Raw genomic sequence first — 25,490 nt, forward strand, 5'->3', positions numbered from 1 at the left:
CTACACGTTTTATGAAATTTTCTTTTAATATTAAAATAACAGTCCTTTTTTTTCTCTGCCTTTTCCTGCGATTTTTCTTTGTGGACAAATACCTGGAAAATGAAGACAGTATTAACTTTGCCATGGGGCTTCATGATTATGATATTTCCCTTCATCAACCGCACTTCCCGGGATATCCGGTATATATTTTCCTGGCGTCTTTGTTTTTAAAAATATTTCACAGCGATGTTGCAGCACTGACGTTGCCGGGCGTATTTTTTGGAAGCCTCACGATATTTCCTCTCTCCTTTCTCACCCGCAGTATGTTTGCTGAAAAAACGGCTATCCTGACAGCCATCCTTTACACAATAAATCCTTTATGCTGGATGCAGTCAGAAAGACCGGCTTCCGACACTACCGGTACGTTTTTTATACTATTGTCCATAAAATTCCTTTTTTCTGCCTTTGATGCCGCACGTTACGGGGCATGTACGCTGAATTATGGGAAAAATGCTTCCGTTTCATACCATCTTTTTTGGCGTGTGAAAAAGAATGCGCATTTATATGGCGGATACTGTCTTTTCTTTGGCAGCTTGTTTTTAGGTATTGGCCTTGGGGTCAGGCTTTCGTATTTTCCCTTTGTTCTTTTATGGATGGGAACTTTGCTGTACTACGCCTTTCACCGAATACATCTTGAAATGAATAGTATCTTTTTTGGCATCACTGGACTTTTTGCTGGTATATGCCTGTGGTTTATTCCTCAAATAAATTACACGGGGATAACCCCTTTTTTTTACCACGCTTTTTCCTTTACACATGGACATTTTACGGATTGGGGCGGCTCTGTACTCACCTTTGGCGGATGGGAAAGGGTGCTGTGTATTGTCCGGCCTTTTTTGGAATTAGAGTTAGGCGACTGGCGGCATACTCTTTATTATCTCAGCGTCATTCAGTTCGCTATTGCAGTGCTTTCCATATTATTCGCCTTTCGGTTTTTTCCGGCAGACGGCAAACGGTTTTTCTGCATAATGTATGCAGTTCCCTACACGATTTGGATAATCTTTGGGCAAAACGTTGCAAACACACGCCATTTTCTACCGCTGCTCCCATTAATCCTAATGTTTATTGCGTTTGGATTAGGGAAAATATGCGAAGTTTGGGGGAAAAGACTTTTCCTGATCCTTGTTATAACGCTTATTATTGCAACCTCTTCACTCTCTCTCACTGCAATTATCCAACATCGTCGCAGTGTTCCGGCGTCAACACAACTCATTCAGTATATTAAAACACATTTCAAAAATACCTCTGTCAGAATTTATTGCTTTGATGGGAAAAAAAGGTTCTTCGATTATTATCTACCACACTGGGATGCGAGGAACGTAAGGGAAGTGCCGGATATCTATTTTGACCTTCAGTCATCACTCGTTAATCCAGAAACCATTCTTATAGTAAAAAAAGGTAAAAATAATCCCCTGTCAGACAAACAATTTTCGCACATCGTTACGTTTGAAGGATTTTCATTATTTGAAATTTCCCAAAAAAACTAACTTGTCAAAACGATTGTAATAATTACAAACAGCACATGTAATTGTTACACATTTTAGCCCTCTAAAAACCTCCGTTTTCTCCAAAAATAAAAACCATTTCCCATAAGTATCGATGTATTATTGCCATACAACTCTATAGCAACTTTACACAATACATGGCACTATCATTGCTCATGTTAGCGGCATATATATTTTTTTATTCATTTGAAAATAATACCGTTAGTAAAGACGATGAGAATGAAAACACTGCTTATTACGGGAGCAACCGGATTCCTTGGCGGTTGCCTTGCAAGTAAATATCTGGAGGAAGGATATCGTCTCAGGATTATTGCAAGAAATCTACGGGGATTGCCGTTAAAGGAGAAGATGGATAAAATCTTCCCGGATAAAACGACAGAGGAAAGAAATGCATTTTCCGATCGTATTGAACTACTTGAAGGAGATATTTCAACGGAAAATCTGGGATTATCTGAAGCAGATTATTTACGGCTGGCAGGCACTGTTGATATGGTGGTGCACTGCGCTGCCGCCACAAAATTTGAAAATGATGCGAACGATATTCTTACTCAAACTAATATATATGGTTCGTTGCACGTCGCCGGATTCTGCGCACGGAAGAAAGTCAAGCGTTTTCATTATGTGAGTACTGCATATGTAGCGGGAAACAGAAGAGGAATCGTCTTTGAACATGAGCTTGAGAAGGGGCAGAAATTCAATAATAACTATGAACAATCAAAATATGAGGCGGAAAGACGCATCTCCTCATTAGCAAAACAACAGGGTATTCCGTTAACCGTTTACCGTCCCAGTATTATTGCCGGCGATTCAATAACAGGGTACACAAAAAACTACGATAATATTTATGCATTTTGCAGGGAGCTTGTTTGTCTTAATGATTATGAAACACGAAGGAAATCAGGAAACGACAGCCTTATTCAGGGAAGGCATGAGGTACGCCCTGTTTCATTGAGAATACCCGGAGATAAACACAGCACGATAAATCTTATCCCGATAGACTATGCGACAAATGCTATTTTTCATATCTCCAAACAAGAGGAGGCCGCAGGCAAAATATTTCATATTGTCAACCCTACGCCCCCCACGATAGAAGAGATTGCGGAATGGTTAAAAGTTGCCACCGGTATTTACCGCGTAAGAGTCGTCCCGCAACATGAATTTAGTGCCTCCGCACCAAATGCATTGGAAAAGAGTTTTTTCAGAAGAAACAAGGCGTTTCAGCCATACATGTTTGGAGAAGCTTGTTTTGATTCTGCAAATACAAGGGCCTTTCTCGCAGGTGCAAATATAGACTGTCCATTAATAACACAGGAGTTTATTAGCCGTAGTATTCAATACGCAATACAAACAAAATGGGGAAAGAAAGGAGCGGACAGGGAATACCGAGAAAGAGAATACGAAGTGGAAGGAACAGGGGATCACCAAAAGACCGGTAACAATAGTTTGGTGTCAAACATATGAGCGAAAGGCCTGAAATACCCGCAATACTCACGCACAGGGAATATTTTGAGTCACTATTCATGGACAGGGTAAACAAATCCCCCCTTCCCAAAATCGATACCCTGAATGCCATTATCCAATTTCAGATAACTGATGATAGTGAGGGGGTGTGGAACGTTGTAATTGAAAAAGGGCTTGTAAGAGAGGTAACAAAAAGAACGATTGATAATCCGACATGCGTCTTCCTTTTGGACAGCGCAACGTTCCTCTCCATAGTGAAAAGGGAAATAACCCCTCAACAGGCTTTTTTTCAGGGTAAAGCTGATATTAAAGGGGATATCCTGTTAGCGTTGAAGATGAATATACTGGTCGGGTATATGTAAATAATTGTAACACTTTAGTTTTTTGAAAAAACAAAAATGCTCGTTCCCAAGCCGGAGCTTGGGAACGAGCGTTTTTTTCATATAACTAAAGTGTTACAAATAATTATGTATTGTAGCGGCAAGGCGTGCTTTGTCACTACTCGTGGAGAACATTCCCGATTTTTTGTAGCTATTCATGGGGGTCAGGACGACACAACCCTGTCAGGGTTAACACTACGGCAACGTTTCATTAAAACATGGCGGAAGTCACAAAAAATCAGGCATGCACCCTACTCGGGAACGAACATTTTTGCTTTTGCAAAAATCCAGGCAGGTTCAGGTTTGCAACCTGAGCCTATGAGTTTATGCGTATAATGGGGCCATGTACCGCTGTAAAAATCCCTGTTTGGCATCTGGAATTTATTTGTCATTTTTCTGCTAATAGAAAGCTGGATTGGAAGTATAAAACATTTGGTTCAGATTACAAACCTAAACCCGCGAAGTATTGGTTCTATTTGACCTGCAAAACAAATATTAAAAAAACATTTTTAACAAAAGGAGAAAAAAGTATGTTAACGCACATGAAACGTATCACACTCAACACCATAATTGCCGGCATGTTTACTCTAGCCGCTGCATTCCCTCTCTATGCGGCAAAAAAAGGTGCGATGGTTGGGAAGATCAGCAGTCTTGACGAGACGAATGAAACAATCATGTTGATGGATGATCTCGTGGAGGTAAATTGCATCGATGCAAAGCTACGTATAAAAGGAGTTGATGACCCGACACTTGCCGACCTTAAAGTGGGCGATACAGTGAAGGTAAAGGGAGATGCAGGCAGTTCAAGTGTTATTGAGGCAAGCAAGGTGAAAGAACCGGTAAAACTGAATAAAAAATATGACGGAAAATTTTCCGGAGAAACCAGGCAGGTAAATACGTCAAAAAAAACCTTTGAACTCCTCGGACAGGAAATTGACGCCAGCAGTCTCTCCAGCGTTACTATGAGTTCCAGAAAGATTTCATTTGATAACATGGTATCGGGGGTACAGGTGTATGTAAACGCTTCCGTTAAAAATGGGAAACTGGTTGCCAACACGATGGAGATTAGTTCGAAAAGCTGTAATTTTTGTCATTAATTTTAAAATACCGTGAAAAGATATCTTCACATACTTCTTTCTTACAGAATAGCCATTTTGGTGTGTTTTTTCATCATCACCGCTTTTTTAGGTTTCTTTGCCAAAGGGATGAAGACGGACAATTCCATAGAAATCTGGCTTTCAGAAGATGATAAAGATTTAGCGTACTACAATGAGTTTTTAAAGAAATTCGGGGACGAAGAGTTTCTGGTGGTTGCATTCAGTGCGGTCAATCTTTTTAGCCGGGAATATATGCAGCAGATCAGTACGCTTGCCGGAAAGATAAAAAACCTCGATGGTATCGTCACCGTTGCCTCACTGGCGGATGTATTTAAAAGCAAGGTCACATCGCCGCTTTTTAAGGAAAAGCTGAAGACATATGGGCGCCGTTCGGTAATGAACGTCTTTAAACAGGAGGTACGCACTGATCCTGTTTACCAGAATACGATTATTTCCAAAAACGGCAGAACCACGGCAATTGTAGCAACGGTAAAATGCGCAGGCCCTGAAGCACGAAAGAAACTGGTGGCTGATGTAAAAAAAGTACTTAAAGAAACAGGTGTGAAATCTGCTGCTACCACAAAAAAACAACGCCCGTATTATCTTGCGGGACCGTCGGTGGTAAATGCAGAACTTGACCGTATGTCAAAAAAAGACATGGAGAAATTTACTCCCCTGATGTTTGTCGTATCCATTGTTGTGCTGGGATGTTTGTTTCGTACTGTTTCAGGGGTAGTAATCCCTGTTGTAACGGTAGGCGTCTGCATTACATGGATTACAGGAATATTTGTATTAATGGGTCATACAATGAATATGATAGCAAACATGCTGCTCCCGCTGACGTTTATCATTTCACTTTCAACCTCTATCCGGTTAATTAATTACTATTACCACGAAAGGCGGATTTACGAAACACTGCAGCACGTCAGCATTCCGGTTCTTATGGCAAGTATTACCACTGCCATTGGTTTTGCGTCACTCATGACGAGCAGCATTCCCCCCGTATTTACCACCGGCTTATTTATGAGCGGCAGTGCGATTCTTTCGTATGTCGTCAGTATAACGCTTGTGCCAATACTGCTTTCTTTTATTCCCCTGCAGAAGGAGCGCAGTGTGAATGTCTCCTCCCGCAATGACTATGCACTACCCTTGTTCTTTAAAATAGGGCAGTTTACGGTGAAGAACAAAACGATCCTTCTTTCAGCAGGTTTTGCTGTTTTCATTATTTCGGTAATCGGTATTACAAAACTCAGGCTGGAATCAGACCTTATGACCTCTTTCCCGAAAAAGAGCAGTATTGCAAGGGACAATAAATATATTGAAAAACATCTAACGGGTTTGCTACCTGTTGAGATTGTTGCCGAAACGTCCGCCGGCACAAGTATATTTCAACCAAATATCCTGAATGCTGTTGTTGCACTGCAAAAACATCTGCGCGGAATACCTGAAATAACACATTCAATTTCTATCGCTGACTACATTATGAAAACACACCAGATACTCAATAATAATAAAAAAGAATATTACACACTGCCTGCATCGGAAAAGCGTTCTGCGGATTACGTAAAACTTGCTTCCCTATACGGCGATACCTATGTTGATACCCTTTATACTAAGGAACATTCCGACGCGAGGGTTTCCGTAAGGATGAAACAAGTCGGTTCAAACAGATATCAAGCCATCATTGAATCAGTAAAAGCATTCATAGATACCCGTTTAAACACGGCTTCACTGTCATGGCACGTAACGGGGATTGTTCCGCTTTTGATCAATGTACAGGACAATATTCTCCGAAGCGAGATTTACTCGTTTTCCCTGGCATTTATTCTTATGTTTATTGCCACAACCATCGTACTGAAATCGGTGAGGCTAGGTCTTGTCAGTGTTATTCCCAATCTGATTCCCATAACGGTGACGCTTGGCCTGATGGGATTTGCCGGCATGAGACTCGATGCAGCTACCATTATGATAGCAAGCATTGCACTGGGAATATCGGTGGATGACACGATACATATATTTTATCGATTCAGGAAAGAATTATCCCTTGACGGCAATTATCAGGAAGCTGTCTGCCGCACGATGTTCAGGGTGGGAAGGGCTGCCGTTTTTACCTCAATAACCGCCGCATTTGGGTTTATGGTATTCTCCTTTTCCAGTTTTAAACCGATACAATATTTTGGTGTACTTACCGGTATTACAATGCTCAGCGCACTGGTATCAGATTTGTTACTATCGCCAAGCTGCCTGATGCTGTTGAAACCAAATACTGGTGAAATCCGAAACAAATTCTAATGACAAAATAATTGAAATGCTAAACAAGTGCATCTTTCGTATTTCTTACTACGTAACATGAGTTGCATGGTTTGAAAATTAATATTCAGTTGGTGAATAACTACTATGTTTTTAGAACAAGATAAAAAAAATACGATAACAACTGACAACGTGATTCCGTACCTGGTGGGAAATTCACAACGGAAAAGTGTGCCATATGATTTTCACAATGGACAGGAGGAGGCAAGCGTTGCCGCAAATCAGCATTCGGCTCTTTTACCTCTCCAGAGCGCCAAATGGTATGGGATGCCTTTAGATGCATGGGTACGATATATTGTCTCTCTCCATTTCGATCCATACAATGGTTCGCCGTACTGGCTTCAAAAGGAAAAAGAAGCAGGGATTGACGCGAGAAAAGATATTTTATCATTTGAAGACCTGCGGTTGATTGGCCCTATGGAAGAAAATGACCTTCGCCGTTTTCCATTGGAGTATTTCATTCCGCATCTTTATCTTAAAAACAAGGCGCAGTTTATTTTGGGGGAAACTGCGGGAACGACTGGTCAGCCGAAAGTGACTGCATATCTAAAAGAAGAGTTTGCGGTAATATTTGTGGACTGGTTCAGATATATCGCAGAAAAAAGAGGATTCCCCAAGAAGGCAAACTGGCTGTGGGCAGGGCCCGGGGGGCCTCATATTATAGGAAAGGCAGTAGGTCCTGTTGCCAACAGCATGGGGAGTATGGATCCATTTTCCATAGACCTTGACCCCCGCTGGCTAAAAAAATTAGCCCCTGGGTCACTGGGATACAAACGATATATTAACCACATAATTGAACAGACGCTTGATATATTACAGCGCCAGCACATAGAAGTTCTTTATACAACCCCCCCTTTACTGGAACGACTGGCAGCAGAAATGAATCAGGAACAACGGATGCGGATACGCGGCGTTCATTACGGCGGGGTATCCATACTACCGGAACAATACAATAATTTCAGAGAGCATCTTTTCCCTAATGCGGTGCATATTGCAGGGTATGGAAATACCCTTTTTGGTTTGTGCATGGAGCTTGAGGCTTCAATGAACGGGGATTTGGAGTATTTTCCACCAGGCCCCCGTATGGTAGTGCAGTGCATTTCAACAAAAGACGGTATCCGGCCGGATAAAAACCGGCTTAACCACATTGTTGAGTATGGGGAAAAAGGACAGATAGTATGCCATAGACTTGATGAATCTTTTTTTATACCAAATATGTTTGAAAGGGATGAAGCCGTGCGTATTGCACCGACAAAAACGGCAAAATCGCTCGGCATTTTCCAGGACGGCATTAAAAATCCAACACTATTACCCGGTCTTGCATCAAATGCCAAAATTGGGGTTTATTAACAAAGAGATAGTTCATTAGTGCCTTATCAGTAATTTCGTAACTATTCAGCGTAATTTATTAAACTACCGGAGATCAGAGCGCAACTTGTTCCCAAACCTTGTACTGAACATAGTGAAGTATCTGTTTGGGAACGCAATTGCACTGGAAACTTTGTTTCCAGTGAGGGTCTGACTTGACAAATTACAAACTGTCTTAACCCTGTAATTTTATTCCCTATCTATCAGCAAACAGGCGAGAAACCGGAGTTTCTCGAACAAATGCATTCCCAAACTGGAGTTTGGGAACGAGCCGTGTATCGTTTACGCTGAATAGTTACGTTTTTTCTTAGCATTTTTTTGGCGAAATATTTAATGGTCTCTTATGCCGTCGGCAATCTAAAATCTACCGTCGGCAGTCGGCAATCGGCAATCGGCAAATTGCCGATTGAGGACTGAGGATTGAGGATTGAGAACTGAAGACTGAGGACCGTTTTCTCGCTTGTTTATTTCTGGCTATGCCAGCTTAGGGGGATAGTATGAAACAAATAAATAATACCGTTGAACTGCTTGCGCCTGCCGGGCGATGGGACGCTTTTACCACAGTAATAGAATCGGGAGCGGATGCCGTCTATATTGGCGGCAAGAGATTTAATATGAGACTGCACAGGTCTGATTTTAATTTTACCGACGAACAAATTGCCGAGGCAGTCACATACGCACACTCAAGAAATGTAAAACTCTATATTACTGTTAATAACCTTCTCGGCAATGAAGAGTTTGCAACGCTCGCCAATTACCTTGCATTTTTACAGGAAATACACATTGACGCAATAATAGTCCAGGATTTGGGAGTGCTTCATGCAATACAAAACATGGATGTTTCGATACCAATTCACATCAGCACAATGATGAACATTCATAATGTTGAATCTGCCTTGACGCTGAAGGAACAGGGAGTCAAACGTATTGTTACGTCCAGGGATATCCCTCTTTCCCTTGTAAAGGAAATCCATGAAAAGGCGGACATCGAGGTTGAGTACTTCATTCATGGCGACCTTTGCATTTGCCATAGCGGACAATGCTATTCCAGCGGAGTGCTTTTTGGCAAAAGTGCGAATCGCGGCGAATGTATGAAACCATGCAGATGGCATTATACGCTCGTGGAAAGTAATTCGGGACAAACAATAGGCAATTTGCCCTCCGGTTATCTGCTTGCAATAAAAGACATGTGTTTGCTGAAACACATCCCTGACCTTATCCATGCCGGTGTATGCTCGTTTAAGATCGAGGGGAGGATGAGACATGCAGATTATTTAAGAGAAATCGTAGGTATCTATCGTCACGCCATTGATACTTACAGGGATGACCCAATGTCCTACGCCATGAATTCTTCATCATACGAGCAGCTTTATCAGAGCCGTGTACGGGATTTTACAACGGCAATGTCCTTTACGCCATCCTCCGCTTCTCTTGTTGATATTTCCGGGGAACGTGAACCTCTTTTTTTAAGCCGTGCGGCAAAAGAAAGGTCGCTTGCAAAAGAAGATATCTATGATAATCCTTTCGAAACGGCAGAACACTATTCTATGGAGCATGAAATAACCGTTATTCCTCAGTTATCGGTAAACGTAGGGTCAATAAGCGCTTTGATTGCAGCGTTGGATGAAGGCGCTGACCAGATTATCGTAAATGCGGAAGGCTCACAGTTTAGAAAACAGGTATGGACAAAGCTACTGCGGAAAGAAGCATGTGACAGGACAAAAGACGCAGGGAAAATAATAAGATTCGGTACTCCGCGCATAACAACCGCAATAGAAATGAACGACGTTCGATGGCTGTATGAGCAAGCCGTTTCACTGAAAGTGGATGGTGTCCTTGTTCACAATCTTGGAACCGCAAGATTGGCAAAAGAATATGGATTAAAACCTATTGCGGATTATTCATTAAACATACTCAACTCCACCGCATTGCGCTTTTTAGAAAAAAGAGGGATTTGCGGCGTCACCGCTTCACTGGAGTGTTCTTATTCAACGCTGAAACAATTGGTACAAAATGCAGCAGTCCCCGTTGAATGCGTTGCCCATGGCCCTGTTACCGGCATGATTCTTGAACATTGTATCCCTGCCATGATTACATCGAGGTCACATAAAAAAGATCACTGCAGGCAGGTCTGCCAATACATGGGATACGCGCTGAGAGATGAAAGAGGTGAAATACGCCCTATCGAAACGGATCAATACTGCCGTAATCACATTTTACTCGCCAGGGATATTTGCGTGTTGCCGTATCTTGGCGCATTTGTACAAACAGGCGTAAAGGTATTGAGGATCGAAGCGCAATATTATGAAGAGGCTTTCATAAAAACCCTTGTTGGCTTGTATCGAAAGTATTTAAATATTGCAAATGAATATTCCGGCCTTTCATTGCCAATACAAGAAGGCGATTGGGACATGCTGGCAAAAGAAAGTCCGAGGGGGTTTAATTTGGGTGGATATGTACAAGACATAACCCATTCCCGGAGTACTGCAGCGGTAATGAGAAGTATAAAATAGCGAGGTGTTCTTAATGCAGTCGGCAAATTGCCGATCGAGGACTGAGGATTGTTCTCTCGCTTGTCCATCTCTTGCTATGCCAGCTTAGTAATTTCAAATTAAATCGCGCACGTACATTATTTCAATAGTAATCGGAGGCATACAACGGTGAACTACATAGGACCTGAAGCCATTCTTCAAAAGAAACAGGAATATCTTATTCCTTGTGTCTATCATTTTTATAAAAAGCCGATGCAGATCGTCCGGGGAGAGATGCAATATCTTTATGACCATAAAGGGAAAAAATATCTGGATCTTTATGGCGGCGTCTCGGTGATGAATGCGGGGCATTGCAATCCTGAAATTGTTGAAAAAATATGTGCACAGGTAAACACGCTGCAACATACTACGACAATATACCTGACACAACCCATTGCAGACCTTGCGGAGAAGTTATCGGAGATTACCCCGGGAAATCTAAAGCGGTCGTTTTTCTGCGCAAGCGGGTCAGAGGCAAATGAAGGCGCTGCGCTTATCTCACAGTTATTTACGAAAAAGAGCAAATTTGTCGCTATTGAGCAGGGTCTTCACGGACGTACAAAGCTGACGATGAACCTTACCGGCATTCCCATGTGGAGGACAGATCCGTATCCATCCGGTAATGTGACACACATCCCCGCTGCATACTGTTACCGCTGCGCCTACGGCCTTACCTATCCCAATTGCGATTTAAAGTGCGCCAGACGTCTTGAGGATGTTGTACGGGATGGAGATTTTGCCGCCTTAATAATTGAACCTATACAGGGAAACGGGGGAATTATTACACCGCCTCCAGAGTATTTTCAACTCATAAGGGAGATTCTCAATAAATATAAGGTACTCCTGATAACAGATGAAGTGCAGACGGGTTTTGGCCGTACCGGAAAAATGTTTGCCATTGAACATTGGGACGTTGTGCCTGATATTATGTGTATGGCAAAGGCATTGGCGAACGGAACACCCCTGGGCGCTTTTATTACCAATGACGCTGTTGCGTCGGCATATACCAGGCCCGGGGCTTCAACAACCGGGGGAAATCCCGTATCAGCAACCGCCGCACTTGCCACAATTGACGTCATTGAGAATTATCGTCTTGTTGAGAAGGCAAAAGAACTGGGCGATTATTTTAAAAACGCATTGAACGATTTGCAGCAAAAATACCGCATTATCGGCGACGTCAGAGGGATGGGCCTTATGCTGGGCGTGGAGCTGGTAAAAGAGGATAAAATCCCGGCGTTTGACGAAACAGATAATATTTTGGAACAGTTAAAGGATCTGGGGATCCTTGCGGGCAGGACAGGTATATCAAGAAATGTACTCACATTCCAACCACCTCTGGTGATTACACAAAACGACATCGACCACCTTTGCATGGTGTTAGGGATAATTTTATCAAAAGTATCAGATGGCTAACTACAGTCAAACAAATCTATGGTCAGAGGCCAGAAGTCAGAAGTCGGAAGTCAGACCATATTTGTTTGGCTATATTGTCAGGAGGTTGCAGGAATTACATGTCTAAACCAGGCGTATCGGGAAATGAATCCCAAAACACGGGTATTTTAAAGGAAATCATCGAAACAAACATAACCAGGAAACTGATCCCTAAAGGATTAAGTTGGTTAGGGTGCATGGGTGGATTATCGCTGCTTGCTTTTTTAATCCAGTTGGGAACAGGCATATTTCTTATGTTCTATTTTATTCCCAGCCCGAATGAAGCGGCAGCAAGTTTTCAGCGTGTGAGCCATAGTGTTCCGTATGGATGGTTGATTCAGCGCATACATTCCGTTGGACCGCATATTATGATTGGAATGGTTTTCAGCCATATGCTCAGGATTTATTTTAAAGGAATTTACCGGCATCCAAGGGAATTACACTGGGTATCTGGGGCAAACCTCCTTATTTTAACACTGCTCATGTATTACACCGGCAGTTTTTTAAAGGCAAATACTGCCGCGGAATTATCGAAATTCCAACTTACTTGTTTTTACACATTACACATTGCCGGTATTCCGCTTGCAATGATGCTCTTTATGGGTATGCATTTTTTTATGGTGAGAAAGACCGGGATATATGAGCAATTATAATTTTCAAAAAACGGAGGGAACGAAACAACTCATAAAAATACATAACGGTAAAATGCTGCAACATAAATTCACTAATACCCACCTCTATTCTGCCGATAAATCCGGTAGCATTGAATGTCAAATTTATTCCGCAAAACAGTAAGACAGACAATTTTAAAAAGAAATTATCATGTTAAATGCGACGGGAAGCACAAATTATACCGCCATTGCAGCACATATCGCAGTTCTCGCCCCAAAGTATGATCCCAAAAAAGAATCTATCCTTAAGAGAACCAAAATACAATCAACAAACAACTCAAACAAGTCCGGGGTAAGCACCGAAGGCGAACCGGAACAACCACATACGGTGCATTCAAAACCGCAAAGCACTGAAAACAATCCGGGATATAATGAAGCGCCTGTTTCCAACATTGACTTTGTCACATAACTTCTGTCTTATGCCGGCTTGAAATTGGAATCTATCACATGTTATACGGAGGAAAAAACCACTCTCATTACAGTATGGTATAAATTTTCTTGTAATCATTTTTTTTTGTTGCAATTTTTTACTTAACTAACTATTATCTTGTCCCTTACAAACTACAATATAGTAATATTTTTTGATGTCCCCTCGATTTTTCAAAAATCTAAATTTATGTATAGGAATTTCAATATTTTAGTAGAGACGCATTGCATGCGTCTCTTTGTTGTGTCAACATTTTCTTTACTCACAGCAGTTTCCAGACGTATGCAATGCGTCCCTAAATTATTACCAATTTTTAATCATGGAAAAATTGCTGGAAAAAATTAAAACAAAAAAGGCAAAAATAGGCATAATTGGTCTTGGTTATGTCGGCCTTCCCCTTGCGCTTGAGTTTGTGCGCAGCGGATACTGTGTGACAGGCATTGATAGAAACAAAGACCATGTCGCCTCTCTGAACAGGGGAAAATCATATATTGGGGATGTCAAAGACGAAGATATTGCGCAATTTGTAGAAAAAAGACTTTTTCTTGTAACTGATGACGCCTCTGCCATATCTACACTTGACGCCATAAGTATATGCGTGCCAACTCCTTTAACAAAAACGAAAGACCCCGACATGTCTTACATTATTAATGTCAGCCAGGAGATAAAAAAGCACATGCGCAAGGGTCAGCTTTTGGTATTGGAAAGCACCACCTATCCCGGTACAACCGAGGAGTTGGTCTTGCCGATATTAGAGGGTGATACACTCCGGGTCGGAAAGGATTTCTATCTTGCCTTTTCACCGGAACGGGTTGATCCGGGGAACAAAGTTTACAGTATCAGGAATGTTCCCAAAGTTGTGGGCGGCGTTACAAAACAATGCACAGAGCTAGCCATGAGTTTGTATGGACAGATCGTTGAAAAAATTGTCCCCGTTACATCCACAAAGGTTGCAGAAATGGTGAAATTACTGGAAAATACCTTTCGCAGCGTAAACATAGCGCTTGTAAATGAAATTGCCGTCATGGCAGAAAGGATTGGGATAGACGTCTGGGAAGTGATTGACGCTGCCAGGACAAAACCATTTGGATTCATGTCGTTTTATCCCGGACCTGGTCTGGGTGGGCATTGCATACCGATAGATCCGTTATATCTGTCCTGGGTTGCGAAAAAAAATGGCTTCGAATTGCGTTTTGTTGCGCTTGCCGACCAAATTAACAGTGCAATGCCTGAATTTGTTGTGGAAAAAATTACCGATGCGCTAAACAATTTTGAAAAAAGTGTAAAAGGTTCTGCAATACATATCCTCGGGGTTGCTTATAAAAAAGACGTCGGCGATATCCGGGAGTCCCCCGCATTGGAAATAATGCATCAATTAAAAAACAAGGGGGCGAAATTGACATATTCTGACCCGTATATCCCGGAAATCAACTATCACGGTCTTTGCACAAAATCAAAGACGCACACAAAAGAATTTTTTTCAAAAATTGATTGCAGTGTTATCGTAACGGATCACTGCTGTTTTGATTACGACTTAATCGTCTCCCATTCAAAGTTAATAGTGGATACCCGCAATGCTTTAAAAGGGGTTAACAGAAAACATATATTCCGACTCTAACAATGACTGATCTGCTTTTTGAAATAGGTACTGAAGAAATTCCTGCCGGTTATATAACGCCCGCACTCAATCAGATAAAAACATTATTCGGTGAACGTTTCAAATATTTCCGTCTGACATTTCAAAGCATTTACTGTACGGGAACACCAAGGAGGCTGGTAGTTTTTATCAAAGGCCTGCCGGAAGAACAGGAAAGCGTCACAGAAGAAATACAAGGCCCTTCTGTTGCAATTGCCTTTGATAAGGCGGGAAATCTTACAAAGGCGGGCTTAGGGTTCGCAAAATCACAAGGCATAGAGAGCAACACCCTCCAAACAAAAAAAACCGCAAAGGGAGAATATTGTATTGCAATAAAACAGATTACGGGGGAAAAGACGCTGCATCTATTGCCTGGCATTCTGGAAGAAATTATTCAAAAAACATCCTTCCCGAAATCAATGAAATGGAAAACCAACAACCTTTTTTTCGCCAGGCCGATACGCTCCCTCCTTGCATTATTCGGCAATAAGGTTGTTCCGCTTGAGATAAATGGCATAAAGGCGGGAAATGTTTTTTCAGGTCACCCTTTTCTGTCAGGGAAAAAGATTGAAATCCAGGTTGCAGACTGGGAGCAGTATAAGCAGTTGCTTAAACAGGAGAAAGTTATTGTAGATATACCGGAAAGGCGCAATATACTGAAAGAAAAAATAACGAAACTAATGAAACAGCACGGGGCAACATTTGATGATGAATCATTGCTGGATGAGGTTGCCAATCTGGTAGAATATCCCAATGCCGTAACATGCAGTTTCGACGATAAATTTCTTGATATTCCCGATATAGTGATAGAGACGGCAATGAAAGAACACCAGAGATACTTTCCTGTTAAAAAAGCAGACGGAAAGCTGATAAATAAATTCATCGTGGCGCTGAACCGCGACGAACCTAACGAAAACTACCCCATACAGGGCAATGAACGTGTTCTGAAAGCGAGGCTTTATGACGCAAGATTTTTCTGGAAAGAAGACAGAAAAATTCCCCTTGAAAAACGTGTAGAAGACTTAAAACAGCTTGTCTTCCTTGAAAAACTCGGCAATTACTACGAGAGAACCGGCAGGATTGTTGCCCTGACCGATTACCTGTCAAAACAATTAATCAGATTTAATCATCCCGATTTTAGTATTGCTGATATTGATGCTGCAAAACGCGCAGCACTACTATGCAAGACAGACCTCCTCACCCAGATGGTTGGCGAATTCCCATCATTACAGGGAATTATGGGCAGGGAATATGCCGCATGGGACGGAGAAGAACCCGCTGTTGCACTGGCGATAGAAGAGCATTATCTGCCCCGCTTTGCAGCGGATAAAATCCCGTCTTCAATAATCGGCGCTATCGTTGGACTTGCCGATAAGTTTGATACGATATCCGGTTGTTTTGCCCTTGGATTGCATCCAACGGGGTCGCAGGATCCTTATTCTCTGAGGCGCCATGCCTACGGAATAATTCGTATCATAGAGGAGCATGGATTCACCTTGATGCTTGAAGAAGTTCTTGGCCAGTCATTATCCATACTCATGTCCCAGACACAAAGCTCTTTATTTACTTCTGACAAATTAATACCGGAAATAAAGAACTTCTTCAGAGAGCGATTATTCCATACAAATATTGAAAAGGGCTGTAGTCATGATCTCGTAAACGCTGTTTTGAATGCGGGCGCAGGGTTTGACGATATGTATGATTTTTTACAGAGATTAAAGGACGTTTCCATGCTTTCAAAAGAAAAATACTGGCCAGACCTGGTATCTGTGGTGGAAAGGACATTCAACATAAGCAAAAAGGTAAAAGGCGAGGGGATGGTTAGTACAAACTTATTAAACGAAAAAGAAGAACTGCAATTGTGGGAAATTTACACCGCTAATGAAGCAAAAATCAGAACCATGATTCAGGATAAGAAATATGTTGAAGCCTCGTTTACGTATAACGAAGTTTTTGCTGAACCGGTGCATGCGTTTTTCGAAAAGGTTTTTGTAAATGTTGAAGACATGGAGATTCGCAATAATCGATTATTGCTGTTAAGGGAAATTAATCAATTATACTCGGAGAAAATAGCCGACCTCTCACAAATAATTATGACAGAAAAGGATTGAAGTTTATACCTTTTAAAATAGGTAATAATCTGGTTTTTTGAAAAAGAATTTGCCATACATATATAGCACAGTGTGCGTGGCAAAAGATTTGCTGTCTTATAACACACCCCAGGCCCCTCTTTTTATAGAGGAGATAAGAAGTTTCCGTAGAAGAAAAAGTTGAATTTTTATGCAATGTCCGGAATGTGATGTTGAATTTTTAAATAAGAAGATTGTGCATAGTGAATGTCACGAGATGAATTTTTGCGTTTTTGAAGATACTCACGCGTGGGGTATGTTCCCAGTGTAGCAGCGAGTACCTTGAACCTGAAGTTACAAAAAAAATTGACTATATAATTGACCATCATATAGAACCCGAAAAATATGAGAAGATACCCGTGTATTCTTTAAAAAATTTTAACCGTATGTAGGATGGGTCAAACTAACGTAATGGAATGGTTTTTCAAAAGACTAAAGTGTTACTGAATGGCTAAATCGATACCAAATAATTAAACACCTGCAGGACATGATAATTTTACACTTAACTACCTGATTATTTATGTATGAAACGAATATATACTTACACTTAAAAAATGTGCCGTTATTTAATAGCCTCGCCAATGAGCAATTAAAAACACTTTTTAGAGCAGGCATTACTAAGAGTTTTCCAAAAGACCACGTAATTTTTTATCAACACGATCATGGAGATACATTTTATATTGTAATCACAGGAAAAGTAAAAATTACCCTTTTAAATGAAGACGGCAAGGAGATCGTGCTTTCGCTCTTAAAGGAAGGCGATTTTTTTGGTGAAATGTCGCTCATGGACGATGAAACACGGTCTGTAAGCGCAGTCTGTGTAGAAAACACCACATTGTTTTTGTTTACAAGAAATCAATTCCACAAACTTATTTCAAATTATCCAGGCTTATTGACAAAAATATTTACCGAAATATGCTCAAGGCTCAGACATGCAAATAAGAAGATTGAAAGTTTGGCTTTTTTGGACGTTTGCGGCAGAACAATACAATTACTCCAACAGTTAAAACTTGAGCAGGGTGAAAAAACAAATGCCGGCATTGAAATATCACATGCACCAACTCACAAAGAAATTGCCAGCATGGTCGGGGCATCACGGGAAACAATCACGAGAATTATTAAAGTGCTTAAGGATAACAATACACTTGTCTCTTACAAAGGTAGAAAAGTCATTTTAAGAGAACATGCCAATAATTTATTGATATAATTTCTTTTAAATGTGACAGACGTCATATCCTTTAGTAAAAATAAAATTATAATATACCCAATAAATCAGCTTCTGCTGGAAACTATTTGAAAACGTCCGAATATGTTTTAGTCAGTACTATACAAGTCAAAATCTATTGGTGATGAGAAATGATTAAAAACATCTTAACAACAAAGAAAAGAAAAAGCAGGTTTCCGCTCCGTAAAAGACAGAAAGGATTGCAATACATAAAAGAAGTATGTTGCACTTTACCGGAAATATTAGAACGCTATGCCGCTGAGATTCCGAATAAAACGGCCATCATCTATCATCACAAAAAGATCAATTACCATGGATACAACACGTTGGCAAACAGCCTGGCAAATGAATTGTTGAACATAGGAGTGAAAAGAGGCGACCGGATAGGTTTAATGCTCCCAAGAATTCCTGAACTTGTGATAAGCTTCATGGGAATCGCCAAAGCCGGGGCCATAGTTGCGCCAATTAATTACGAGCTGACAGAAGAAGGCATACGCGCCATTTTCAAAAATATTATGCCTGCGTGTTTGATAGTCCACAGCACGCATATTGAACAAGCAATTCGGGCCTTGCCTCAAAATACCGATATACCCATTATTCTTGTGGGGGAATATACGGGATGCGGCATACCATGGAATGATATTATAAACGGCGGGAAAACAGATAACCCTAATCTTGACATTCAGACGCATGAGGTTGTTTATTTAAATTATACATCAGGCTCTACGGGAAATTCAAAAGGGGCGGAAACTACACATTCCAACATATATTGGAATACCATTGCCGCAATCGACATACTGGGATTGAAGAGTGATGATATACATCTTTGCATGTTTGCCCCCTTTGCCCATCCCCATGAAATATTTGCCCGTTCGCTTTTCCTTGGTGGAACGATTACGCTTGTTGAAAAGATTTATCCCAAATCAATAGCGAATGCAATTTCATCCTGTAAAGTAACCTGTATGATGGGCCTTGCCCCTTTGTATGAAAACTTACTGGATGTTCTCGAACATGGAATGTTTGATGTTAGTTCTCTCAGAATTCCGGAAAGCGGGGGCATGTACACCCGTACAAACCTTATAGAAAAATTTAAACAAAAAACAGGCGTCCCGATTATTCCCGTATGGGGCAGTACCGAAACTACCGGAATCGCTATTGCCAATCGCCCTGGCGACGATATCCCAAAACGCTCAATCGGGAAACCATGTCCAACATATGAGATAAAAATTGTTGACGAAAATAATAATGAACTTACTCATGGAGAAATCGGAGAGATGATCTTCAAAGGACCGGCAGTTGTGCAAAATTATTATGGCAATGCCGGCAATACCTGTTCTCAAGACGGATGGTACCACAGCGGCGACCTTGGAATGAAGGACGAAAACGGCTATTTTTATTTTATAGAGAGAAAATCGGGGATGATGAAGGTCGCCGGATTAAAGGTGTATCCGCAGGAAATTGAGCGCGTTTTGCTGGAACATCCTTCTATAAAAGAAATAGCGGTTATTTCTGTAAAAGACAGATTGAGGGGAGAAATACCAAAGGCAGTTGCCGTGCTTCAGCCGGGGGAGAATGTAAAAGAACACGAAATCCTGAATTTTTGTAAAGACCGGTTGCCTCATTATAAACTCCCAAGAATAATCGAAATCAGGAAAGATATCCCCAAAAGCGGCAGCGGTAAAATAAATAAAAACAGTTTAATCCTGGAGCATGTATGAAAGCGCTGATTGTGGATGGAGAATGGAATCCCAGAAAGAACTACCCGTTAAGCAATGAAGAACAGGCCAAAAAACGGGCAAATGTGGGTAGCCAGGTATGGCAGCATACGCAATTTGAAGTAAAAGACGTTTCGGTACCTAACCTGCAAGACGACGAAATTCTTGTGCGAATAAAAAGCTGCGGAATCTGCGGATCAGATACCCATCTTTACGAAACTGATAAAGACGGATATATCATATTCTCAGGCGTGACGGAACTCCCCCGCATCATCGGACATGAGTTGTCTGGAATAGTGGAACAGACAGGTAAAAATGTGCGAAACGTCAGTAAAGGCGATTGGATCGCCGCTGAAAGCATTATGTGGTGCGGCATGTGCCATGCATGCAGGAGTGGTTCGCCCAATCAATGCAAATATATCAAATTAATGGGATTAAGCGCAGACGGCGCTTTTGCGGAATATATTGCAATAAATGAAAGATATTGCTGGGAAATTAATGATTTTCGGGAAATATATTCAGAAGACGAGGCATTTGATATTGGCGCCCTTATTGAACCTGTGGGCTGCGCATACAATGGGCTGTTTATTGTTGGGGGCGGATTTCAGCCTGGTGCCACGGTAGTCGTATATGGCACAGGCCCTATTGGATTAGGCGCTATTGCATTAGCAAAGATTGCAGGCGCAAGCCAGATTATTGCCTTTGACATAATAGATGAAAGGGCGAATATTGCATTAGAGATGGGGGCAGACTACGCTTTTAACACAAATAAAATGCGCGATTGTCTTTCCGGAGAAAAGGTAATGGAGATAACAAAAGGCTGGGGCGCTGATATACAAATAGAAGCAGCCGGTGCAGCACCTGCCACCATTCCCGAAATGGAAAAATCCATGGCGATTAACGGTAAAATAATATACCTTGGACGCGCGGCGACAACAACATCGATGCATCTGGATCATCTTGTATCCGGCGCAAATAAAATTGTTGGGGCAAGAGGGCATTCAGGATACGCAATCTTTCCTTCCATTATTAAACTTATCGCAACCGGGCGGCTTAAGCTGGACAAAATGATCACTGCAAGATACCCTTTTGCAGGAATAATGGAGGCAATCAAGGCTTCTTCCGAAAGGACAGATGGAAAGATTTTAATACATATATAATCGATGACGTCATGCTAAGTTTCCCTGGTTAATAAAGTAAGATTTAATATCTTATAAGTAATTTCTTTGCATTTTCTGGCAAAATATTTAAAGTTAAAATCCAAGTATCAATTTAGTTTTTGAAAAACATATTATCTATTAGCTCCATAGGAGCGATCTGTTTGTAGAGATTAGTGCAAAAATAGAAAGAAAGCTCCGTAGGAGCGACCTGTATTATGCCGAATACATATTCGTAAATTTACATTCAAAGTGAACTATTACAATTAACAAAAAGGTTACACTCAAATGAAAACGGTAAATACTTGTGCAGTTACGTATGACAAAGAAAAATGCACCACTCCGATGCTGTTGACAGCATTCATCTTGCTTTTAGTTTTTTTAAACGGTTGCGCCTCCACAGGGGTAAAGCCTGTCGTCGAAAATCCTGCAGCGCCTGTAGATCAAGGTGAAGAATTCGAACGGTTAAATACGATAAAGATATCCCAGTTTATACTGGGAGTAGGCGATTCAGTGGAAATCTCCGTTTACCGGCATGACGATCTTCAAAGATCCGTAAGGGTAAACAATTCGGGAAAAATCATGTTCCCGTTAATCGGAGACGTGCAGGTTGCCGGTGTCGGCGCCTTTGACCTCAGAGAACAATTGGAAAAAAGGCTATCCCATTATATTGTCGATCCGCAGGTACTGGTTAATGTTACCAGCATACAAAGTAAAAAGACCATCGTGATCGGAGAGGTTAATTCTCCTGGATTTTTTGTGCTTGATACGGACATCAGTGTTATAGAAGCGATTTCCAGGGCAGGCGGAGCAACAAGCAACGCAAAACTGGAAAATGTAATTTTAATGAGACGGGGTGAAGGCAAACCAACGATTTACGCCTTAAATACAAAAGATGTGTGGAAGAAGGGGGATTTTTCTCAAAATATGATGCTGGAACACGGGGATATAATATTTGTGCCAACAATGGTTATCGCAAACGTCGCAAGGTATTTTTCTTATTTTCAGCAAATAATCAGCACTATCATTGGTTTTGAAAGCGGTATAATTTTATATCCGCAGGTAAAGGACGTATTGACACATGGCAAAACAGATGCTGGCGGCGGAACCACAATTAACATCCCTGTGAACTAAAATATGGGGTGTGGCAGAATCTGTCAGCTTTTGCTCTGAAACTCATGCCCCTCTCTTTATATTAAAAACGTTGGTAATTGAAAAGGTAGAGAATTTATAATAATACCTGACAGCAATAAAGAGCAAGATATTTAACAGCATAACACTCACCATATTTGTAAATGCAGTGCCGCTTATACCATATTTAGGAATAAGCCATACATTGAGTGTGATATTTATTATTGCTACCAGAAACATTATATTACGGAAAATTTTTTGTTTTCCCGTCATGTTTAAAATATATGCAACGGGACCCGACATGATATTTACCATCTGCCCGGCAGTCATCATTATTAAGGCGTTTTTCCCTGCCCCAAATTCTTCACCAAAGATTTTGAGAAAAAATGATGGAAATACAAAAAACATAATCAGTATTGGGGTTGTTACCCAGAAAATAAGTTTTGTTACCTGCCGGGCTAGTTTTGCAAGGGATGCAATATCGCCATTCCCATAAAATTGGGCAAACTTAGGCGCGGCAATACTATTAAATGCGAAAAGGGGAATGCTTGCCAGCATTGATAATCTGAAAGCGACATTGTAAATTCCCACATCACTTTCCGTTTTAAAAGCGCCAAGCAGTATTTTATCCGTCCATCCCATAAATAAACATAACGAGTTCGATATTAAAATAGGCAATGATATAGTAAAGAGAGTTGTGTATTTCATGCCTGCTTCAGGTAACACACGAGTAACGTTTAATTTCTTCAGCCATAGGAATACCGACAGAAAAAATACCATAGAAATACTTACAGCATATGCAGCAAACGGCATATATTTCCCTCTGCTGAAAAAGAGAAATATCACCAGTAGGAACACTGAAAAAAGTGGTATGGCCAGGTCCTGTAAAAATGCGTATTCTTTAATCTTCTTCAGCGCCCGCAAACTTTCTGAATTTATAAAGATAATAACCATTGGAAGTATCATGAATGATACTATCTGAAAATATGCAGACAGGTATGTTTTGTTAAACAGGTTTCTGGCAATATAGGGAGAAAGGAAATATAAAAGGATACTGATAAAAACACTAACGGGAATAATTATTTTCAGCGCTTTCACATAAATATCGGCAATAAGAGCATTTTTGTTTTGAGAAGAATATTCGGCGATAAATCTTAATAATGTAGTCTCTATTCCAAGCCTGCCCAATACGGTGCAAATATTCAAAAATGTAATAAAAAGGGTGAATATCCCTGCGGTATGAGCGCCATATTTCCTCGTAATTAACAACATTAATAAATAAGAAGCCAGTATTCCCGAGATCTTGAAAACAAAAGAAACAAAACCGCTTTTAAGAAGTTCACGCAGATTGATATCGCTTAATTTAGCAATAAATTTATGGATTATTTTGGAGGGAGTTATATGCGCAGGATACATATTCTGGTTATAATTCTGAAAATGTAAATATAAAATGGAATGTCTTTGGGAATTGTGTTATATTCGCCGCTTCATACAATCCAGATACAGTACATCTCCAAAAGTAAAAAAATATCTGCTAAAAACAGTATCTGTTACGGATTGCCGTTTGACTTTTAAGCTTTATAGCAATTATTTATTTACCATGCAACGCAAAAGTATTTTATGCAGTTTCAAACTCGTAAAGGTATTTTATGAAGAATAATGAAAAGGTTTTTGTAATAGGCATTGACGGCGCAACTTTTGATATTGTTGCCCCATGGCTGGAACAGGGAAGGTTGCCGCATTTAAAATCATTGATAGACAATGGGTGTTCCGGCGTCCTGGAATCTTCTGTACCGCCGGTAAGTCCTGTAGCATGGCCTTCTTTCTTTACCGGCGTAAATCCAGGGAAACATGGGATATTTGATTTTATAGAAAAATCGAAAACAGACCAAAGTATTCATTTCATGAACAGAACCCATTGCAAAGCGCAGCCTATCTGGCGGTATCTTAATCAGGAAGGCTATACAACAACAATAATAAATATTCCAGGCACATACCCGCCTGATAAGGTTAACGGGTTTATGATTTCCGGTTTAGATACACCGGATACAAACAGCGAATTTACCTATCCCGGAGCATTAAAAAACGAATTAAAGGCGGCAATAGGTAATTATATTGTTGATATGGAGCACAACCCGGCTTTAATGAACAACCCTGGAAAATATATTGCTCATATGATTGACATGATAGAGGCGCGGGAAAAGACGGCCCTCTACATGATGGAAAAATACCCGGTTGATTTTTTTATGGTTGTATTTACTGCAACAGACAGGGTGCAGCATTCTTTTTGGAGATATTACGACAAAAAACACCCTGGATATTCCCCAGGGACGGAGAATGCTATATATACTATTTACAAAAGGGTTGACGATGCTATTGGCAGGCTCCTGGATAAGGTAGACGAATCAACGAGCATTATTGCCATGTCCGATCACGGCATGCATGGAATATATAAAAGCGTTGATGTAAACCGATGGTTGCTTGAAAACGGGTTCCTTGTTTTAAAGAAAGAATCTCCTGTTTTAAAAATAAAAGATTTCTATAAGAGGTTAAAAAGAAGGTATCTGAAAAAAGCGGATAAAATCCTGTTTGACCACTATATTGACTGGTCAAAAACACGCGCCTATTTCCTCGGTACATGGGGAAACATTTTTATCAATGTAAAAGGAAAAGAACCCTATGGCATTGTAAGCCTTGGGGAAGAGTATGAATCAATAAGGGAAGAAATCATACGTAAGCTGAGTCTTCTTGCCGATCCTGAAAATGGAAAACCTGTAATTAAAACTATTTTCAGGAAAGAGGAGGTTTTTTACGGTGAATATTTAGATAAGGCGCCGGATCTCATCATCATGTGGAATGAGAAATATAACAGCATAAAAACTCTTTACGAAAAACTGAGATCCGGAGGGAGACACGGCGTCATTCAACCTTACAAACAATTGTGTGGAGATCATGCGCCGAATGGAATATTCGTATACAAATCTCCCCATGTAAAAAAGGGCATTACAAACATGAAGGCTGAAATCATCGATCTTTTGCCTACCGTACTTTACACAATGGATGTTACTGTGCCAAATTCTATAGACGGAAGAATTTTAAATGAGATATTTACCGAAGAGTTCCTTGCTGAAAAATCAGCGAAATACGATGATAAAGCGTGTGCATTTGCAGCGGAAGATGAAGATGTTTATTCCGATGAAGACAGCCAAAAGATCGCAGAACGGCTTACGGACCTTGGCTATTTCGATTAAATTTCCCTGTTAACTATCACTTGAAT

18 protein-coding genes are annotated in these 25,490 nt (G+C 40.8%); 17 read left to right on the plus strand and 1 reads right to left on the minus strand.

Translation table 11 applies throughout. The features are described from left to right. Window positions 1-80 precede the first annotated feature (80 nt). The 16 genes from M5U24_RS01230 (at window position 81) to M5U24_RS01305 (ending at window position 22,216) form a co-directional block, all read left to right on the plus strand. Window positions 81-1,526 (plus strand): glycosyltransferase family 39 protein, encoded by a 1,446-nt coding sequence (locus M5U24_RS01230; protein ID WP_295100608.1) that lies wholly within the window; start codon window positions 81-83, stop codon window positions 1,524-1,526. A 237-nt stretch (window positions 1,527-1,763) separates the two neighbouring features. Continuing rightward, window positions 1,764-3,005 (plus strand): SDR family oxidoreductase, encoded by a 1,242-nt coding sequence (locus M5U24_RS01235; RefSeq protein WP_157820662.1) that lies wholly within the window; start codon window positions 1,764-1,766, stop codon window positions 3,003-3,005. Continuing rightward, a complete protein-coding gene (locus tag M5U24_RS01240; protein WP_099326248.1) occupies window positions 3,002-3,367 on the plus strand; it encodes an SCP2 sterol-binding domain-containing protein in 366 nt (121 codons plus the stop codon). The genes M5U24_RS01235 and M5U24_RS01240 overlap by 4 nt, the downstream gene beginning before the upstream one ends. Before the next feature lie 548 nt (window positions 3,368-3,915). After that, complete coding sequence (locus M5U24_RS01245; protein ID WP_157820661.1) at window positions 3,916-4,482, plus strand: DUF5666 domain-containing protein; 567 nt, start codon at window positions 3,916-3,918, stop codon at window positions 4,480-4,482. A 60-nt stretch (window positions 4,483-4,542) separates the two neighbouring features. Beyond that, window positions 4,543-6,774 (plus strand): MMPL family transporter, encoded by a 2,232-nt coding sequence (locus M5U24_RS01250; RefSeq protein WP_298201390.1) that lies wholly within the window; start codon window positions 4,543-4,545, stop codon window positions 6,772-6,774. Between the two features lie 105 nt (window positions 6,775-6,879). After that, complete coding sequence (locus M5U24_RS01255) at window positions 6,880-8,142, plus strand: hypothetical protein (protein ID WP_099326244.1); 1,263 nt, start codon at window positions 6,880-6,882, stop codon at window positions 8,140-8,142. 515 nt (window positions 8,143-8,657) lie between these two features. After that, complete coding sequence (locus M5U24_RS01260) at window positions 8,658-10,673, plus strand: U32 family peptidase (RefSeq protein WP_099326243.1); 2,016 nt, start codon at window positions 8,658-8,660, stop codon at window positions 10,671-10,673. Between the two features lie 147 nt (window positions 10,674-10,820). Next, a complete protein-coding gene (locus M5U24_RS01265; protein WP_230408008.1) occupies window positions 10,821-12,104 on the plus strand; it encodes an aspartate aminotransferase family protein in 1,284 nt (427 codons plus the stop codon). A gap of 98 nt (window positions 12,105-12,202) precedes the next feature. Continuing rightward, window positions 12,203-12,775 (plus strand): cytochrome b N-terminal domain-containing protein, encoded by a 573-nt coding sequence (locus tag M5U24_RS01270; protein ID WP_099326242.1) that lies wholly within the window; start codon window positions 12,203-12,205, stop codon window positions 12,773-12,775. A 169-nt stretch (window positions 12,776-12,944) separates the two neighbouring features. Beyond that, window positions 12,945-13,202, plus strand: a complete 258-nt coding sequence (locus M5U24_RS01275; RefSeq protein WP_099326241.1) for a hypothetical protein — start codon at window positions 12,945-12,947, stop codon at window positions 13,200-13,202. 337 nt (window positions 13,203-13,539) lie between these two features. Next, complete coding sequence (locus M5U24_RS01280) at window positions 13,540-14,838, plus strand: nucleotide sugar dehydrogenase (protein WP_099326240.1); 1,299 nt, start codon at window positions 13,540-13,542, stop codon at window positions 14,836-14,838. Window positions 14,839-14,840: 2 nt separating this feature from the next. After that, window positions 14,841-16,967, plus strand: coding sequence for a glycine--tRNA ligase subunit beta (gene glyS / locus M5U24_RS01285; protein WP_099326239.1), 2,127 nt, complete (start codon window positions 14,841-14,843; stop codon window positions 16,965-16,967). 538 nt (window positions 16,968-17,505) lie between these two features. Continuing rightward, complete coding sequence (locus tag M5U24_RS01290; RefSeq protein ID WP_099326238.1) at window positions 17,506-18,192, plus strand: Crp/Fnr family transcriptional regulator; 687 nt, start codon at window positions 17,506-17,508, stop codon at window positions 18,190-18,192. Window positions 18,193-18,341: 149 nt separating this feature from the next. Then, entirely contained in the window at window positions 18,342-19,928 is a 1,587-nt protein-coding gene (locus M5U24_RS01295; protein WP_099326237.1) for an AMP-binding protein, read from the plus strand. Continuing rightward, window positions 19,925-21,085 (plus strand): scyllo-inosose 3-dehydrogenase, encoded by a 1,161-nt coding sequence (gene iolM, locus M5U24_RS01300; protein ID WP_099326236.1) that lies wholly within the window; start codon window positions 19,925-19,927, stop codon window positions 21,083-21,085. Before M5U24_RS01295 ends, iolM begins: the two co-directional genes overlap by 4 nt. A gap of 285 nt (window positions 21,086-21,370) precedes the next feature. Further along, entirely contained in the window at window positions 21,371-22,216 is an 846-nt protein-coding gene (locus M5U24_RS01305) for a polysaccharide biosynthesis/export family protein (RefSeq protein ID WP_099326235.1), read from the plus strand. A 42-nt stretch (window positions 22,217-22,258) separates the two neighbouring features. Here M5U24_RS01305 and M5U24_RS01310 read toward each other — a convergent pair whose 3' ends face one another. Beyond that, a complete protein-coding gene (locus M5U24_RS01310; protein ID WP_099326234.1) occupies window positions 22,259-23,629 on the minus strand; it encodes a flippase in 1,371 nt (456 codons plus the stop codon). Between the two features lie 233 nt (window positions 23,630-23,862). On the opposite strand from M5U24_RS01310, the gene M5U24_RS01315 reads away from it, so the two are divergent. Further along, window positions 23,863-25,464, plus strand: a complete 1,602-nt coding sequence (locus M5U24_RS01315) for an alkaline phosphatase family protein (protein WP_099326232.1) — start codon at window positions 23,863-23,865, stop codon at window positions 25,462-25,464. Window positions 25,465-25,490 lie beyond the last annotated feature (26 nt).

It is taken from the genome of Candidatus Kuenenia sp., from assembly GCF_027493735.1.
GTDB lineage: Bacteria > Planctomycetota > Brocadiia > Brocadiales > Brocadiaceae > Kuenenia > Kuenenia stuttgartiensis_A.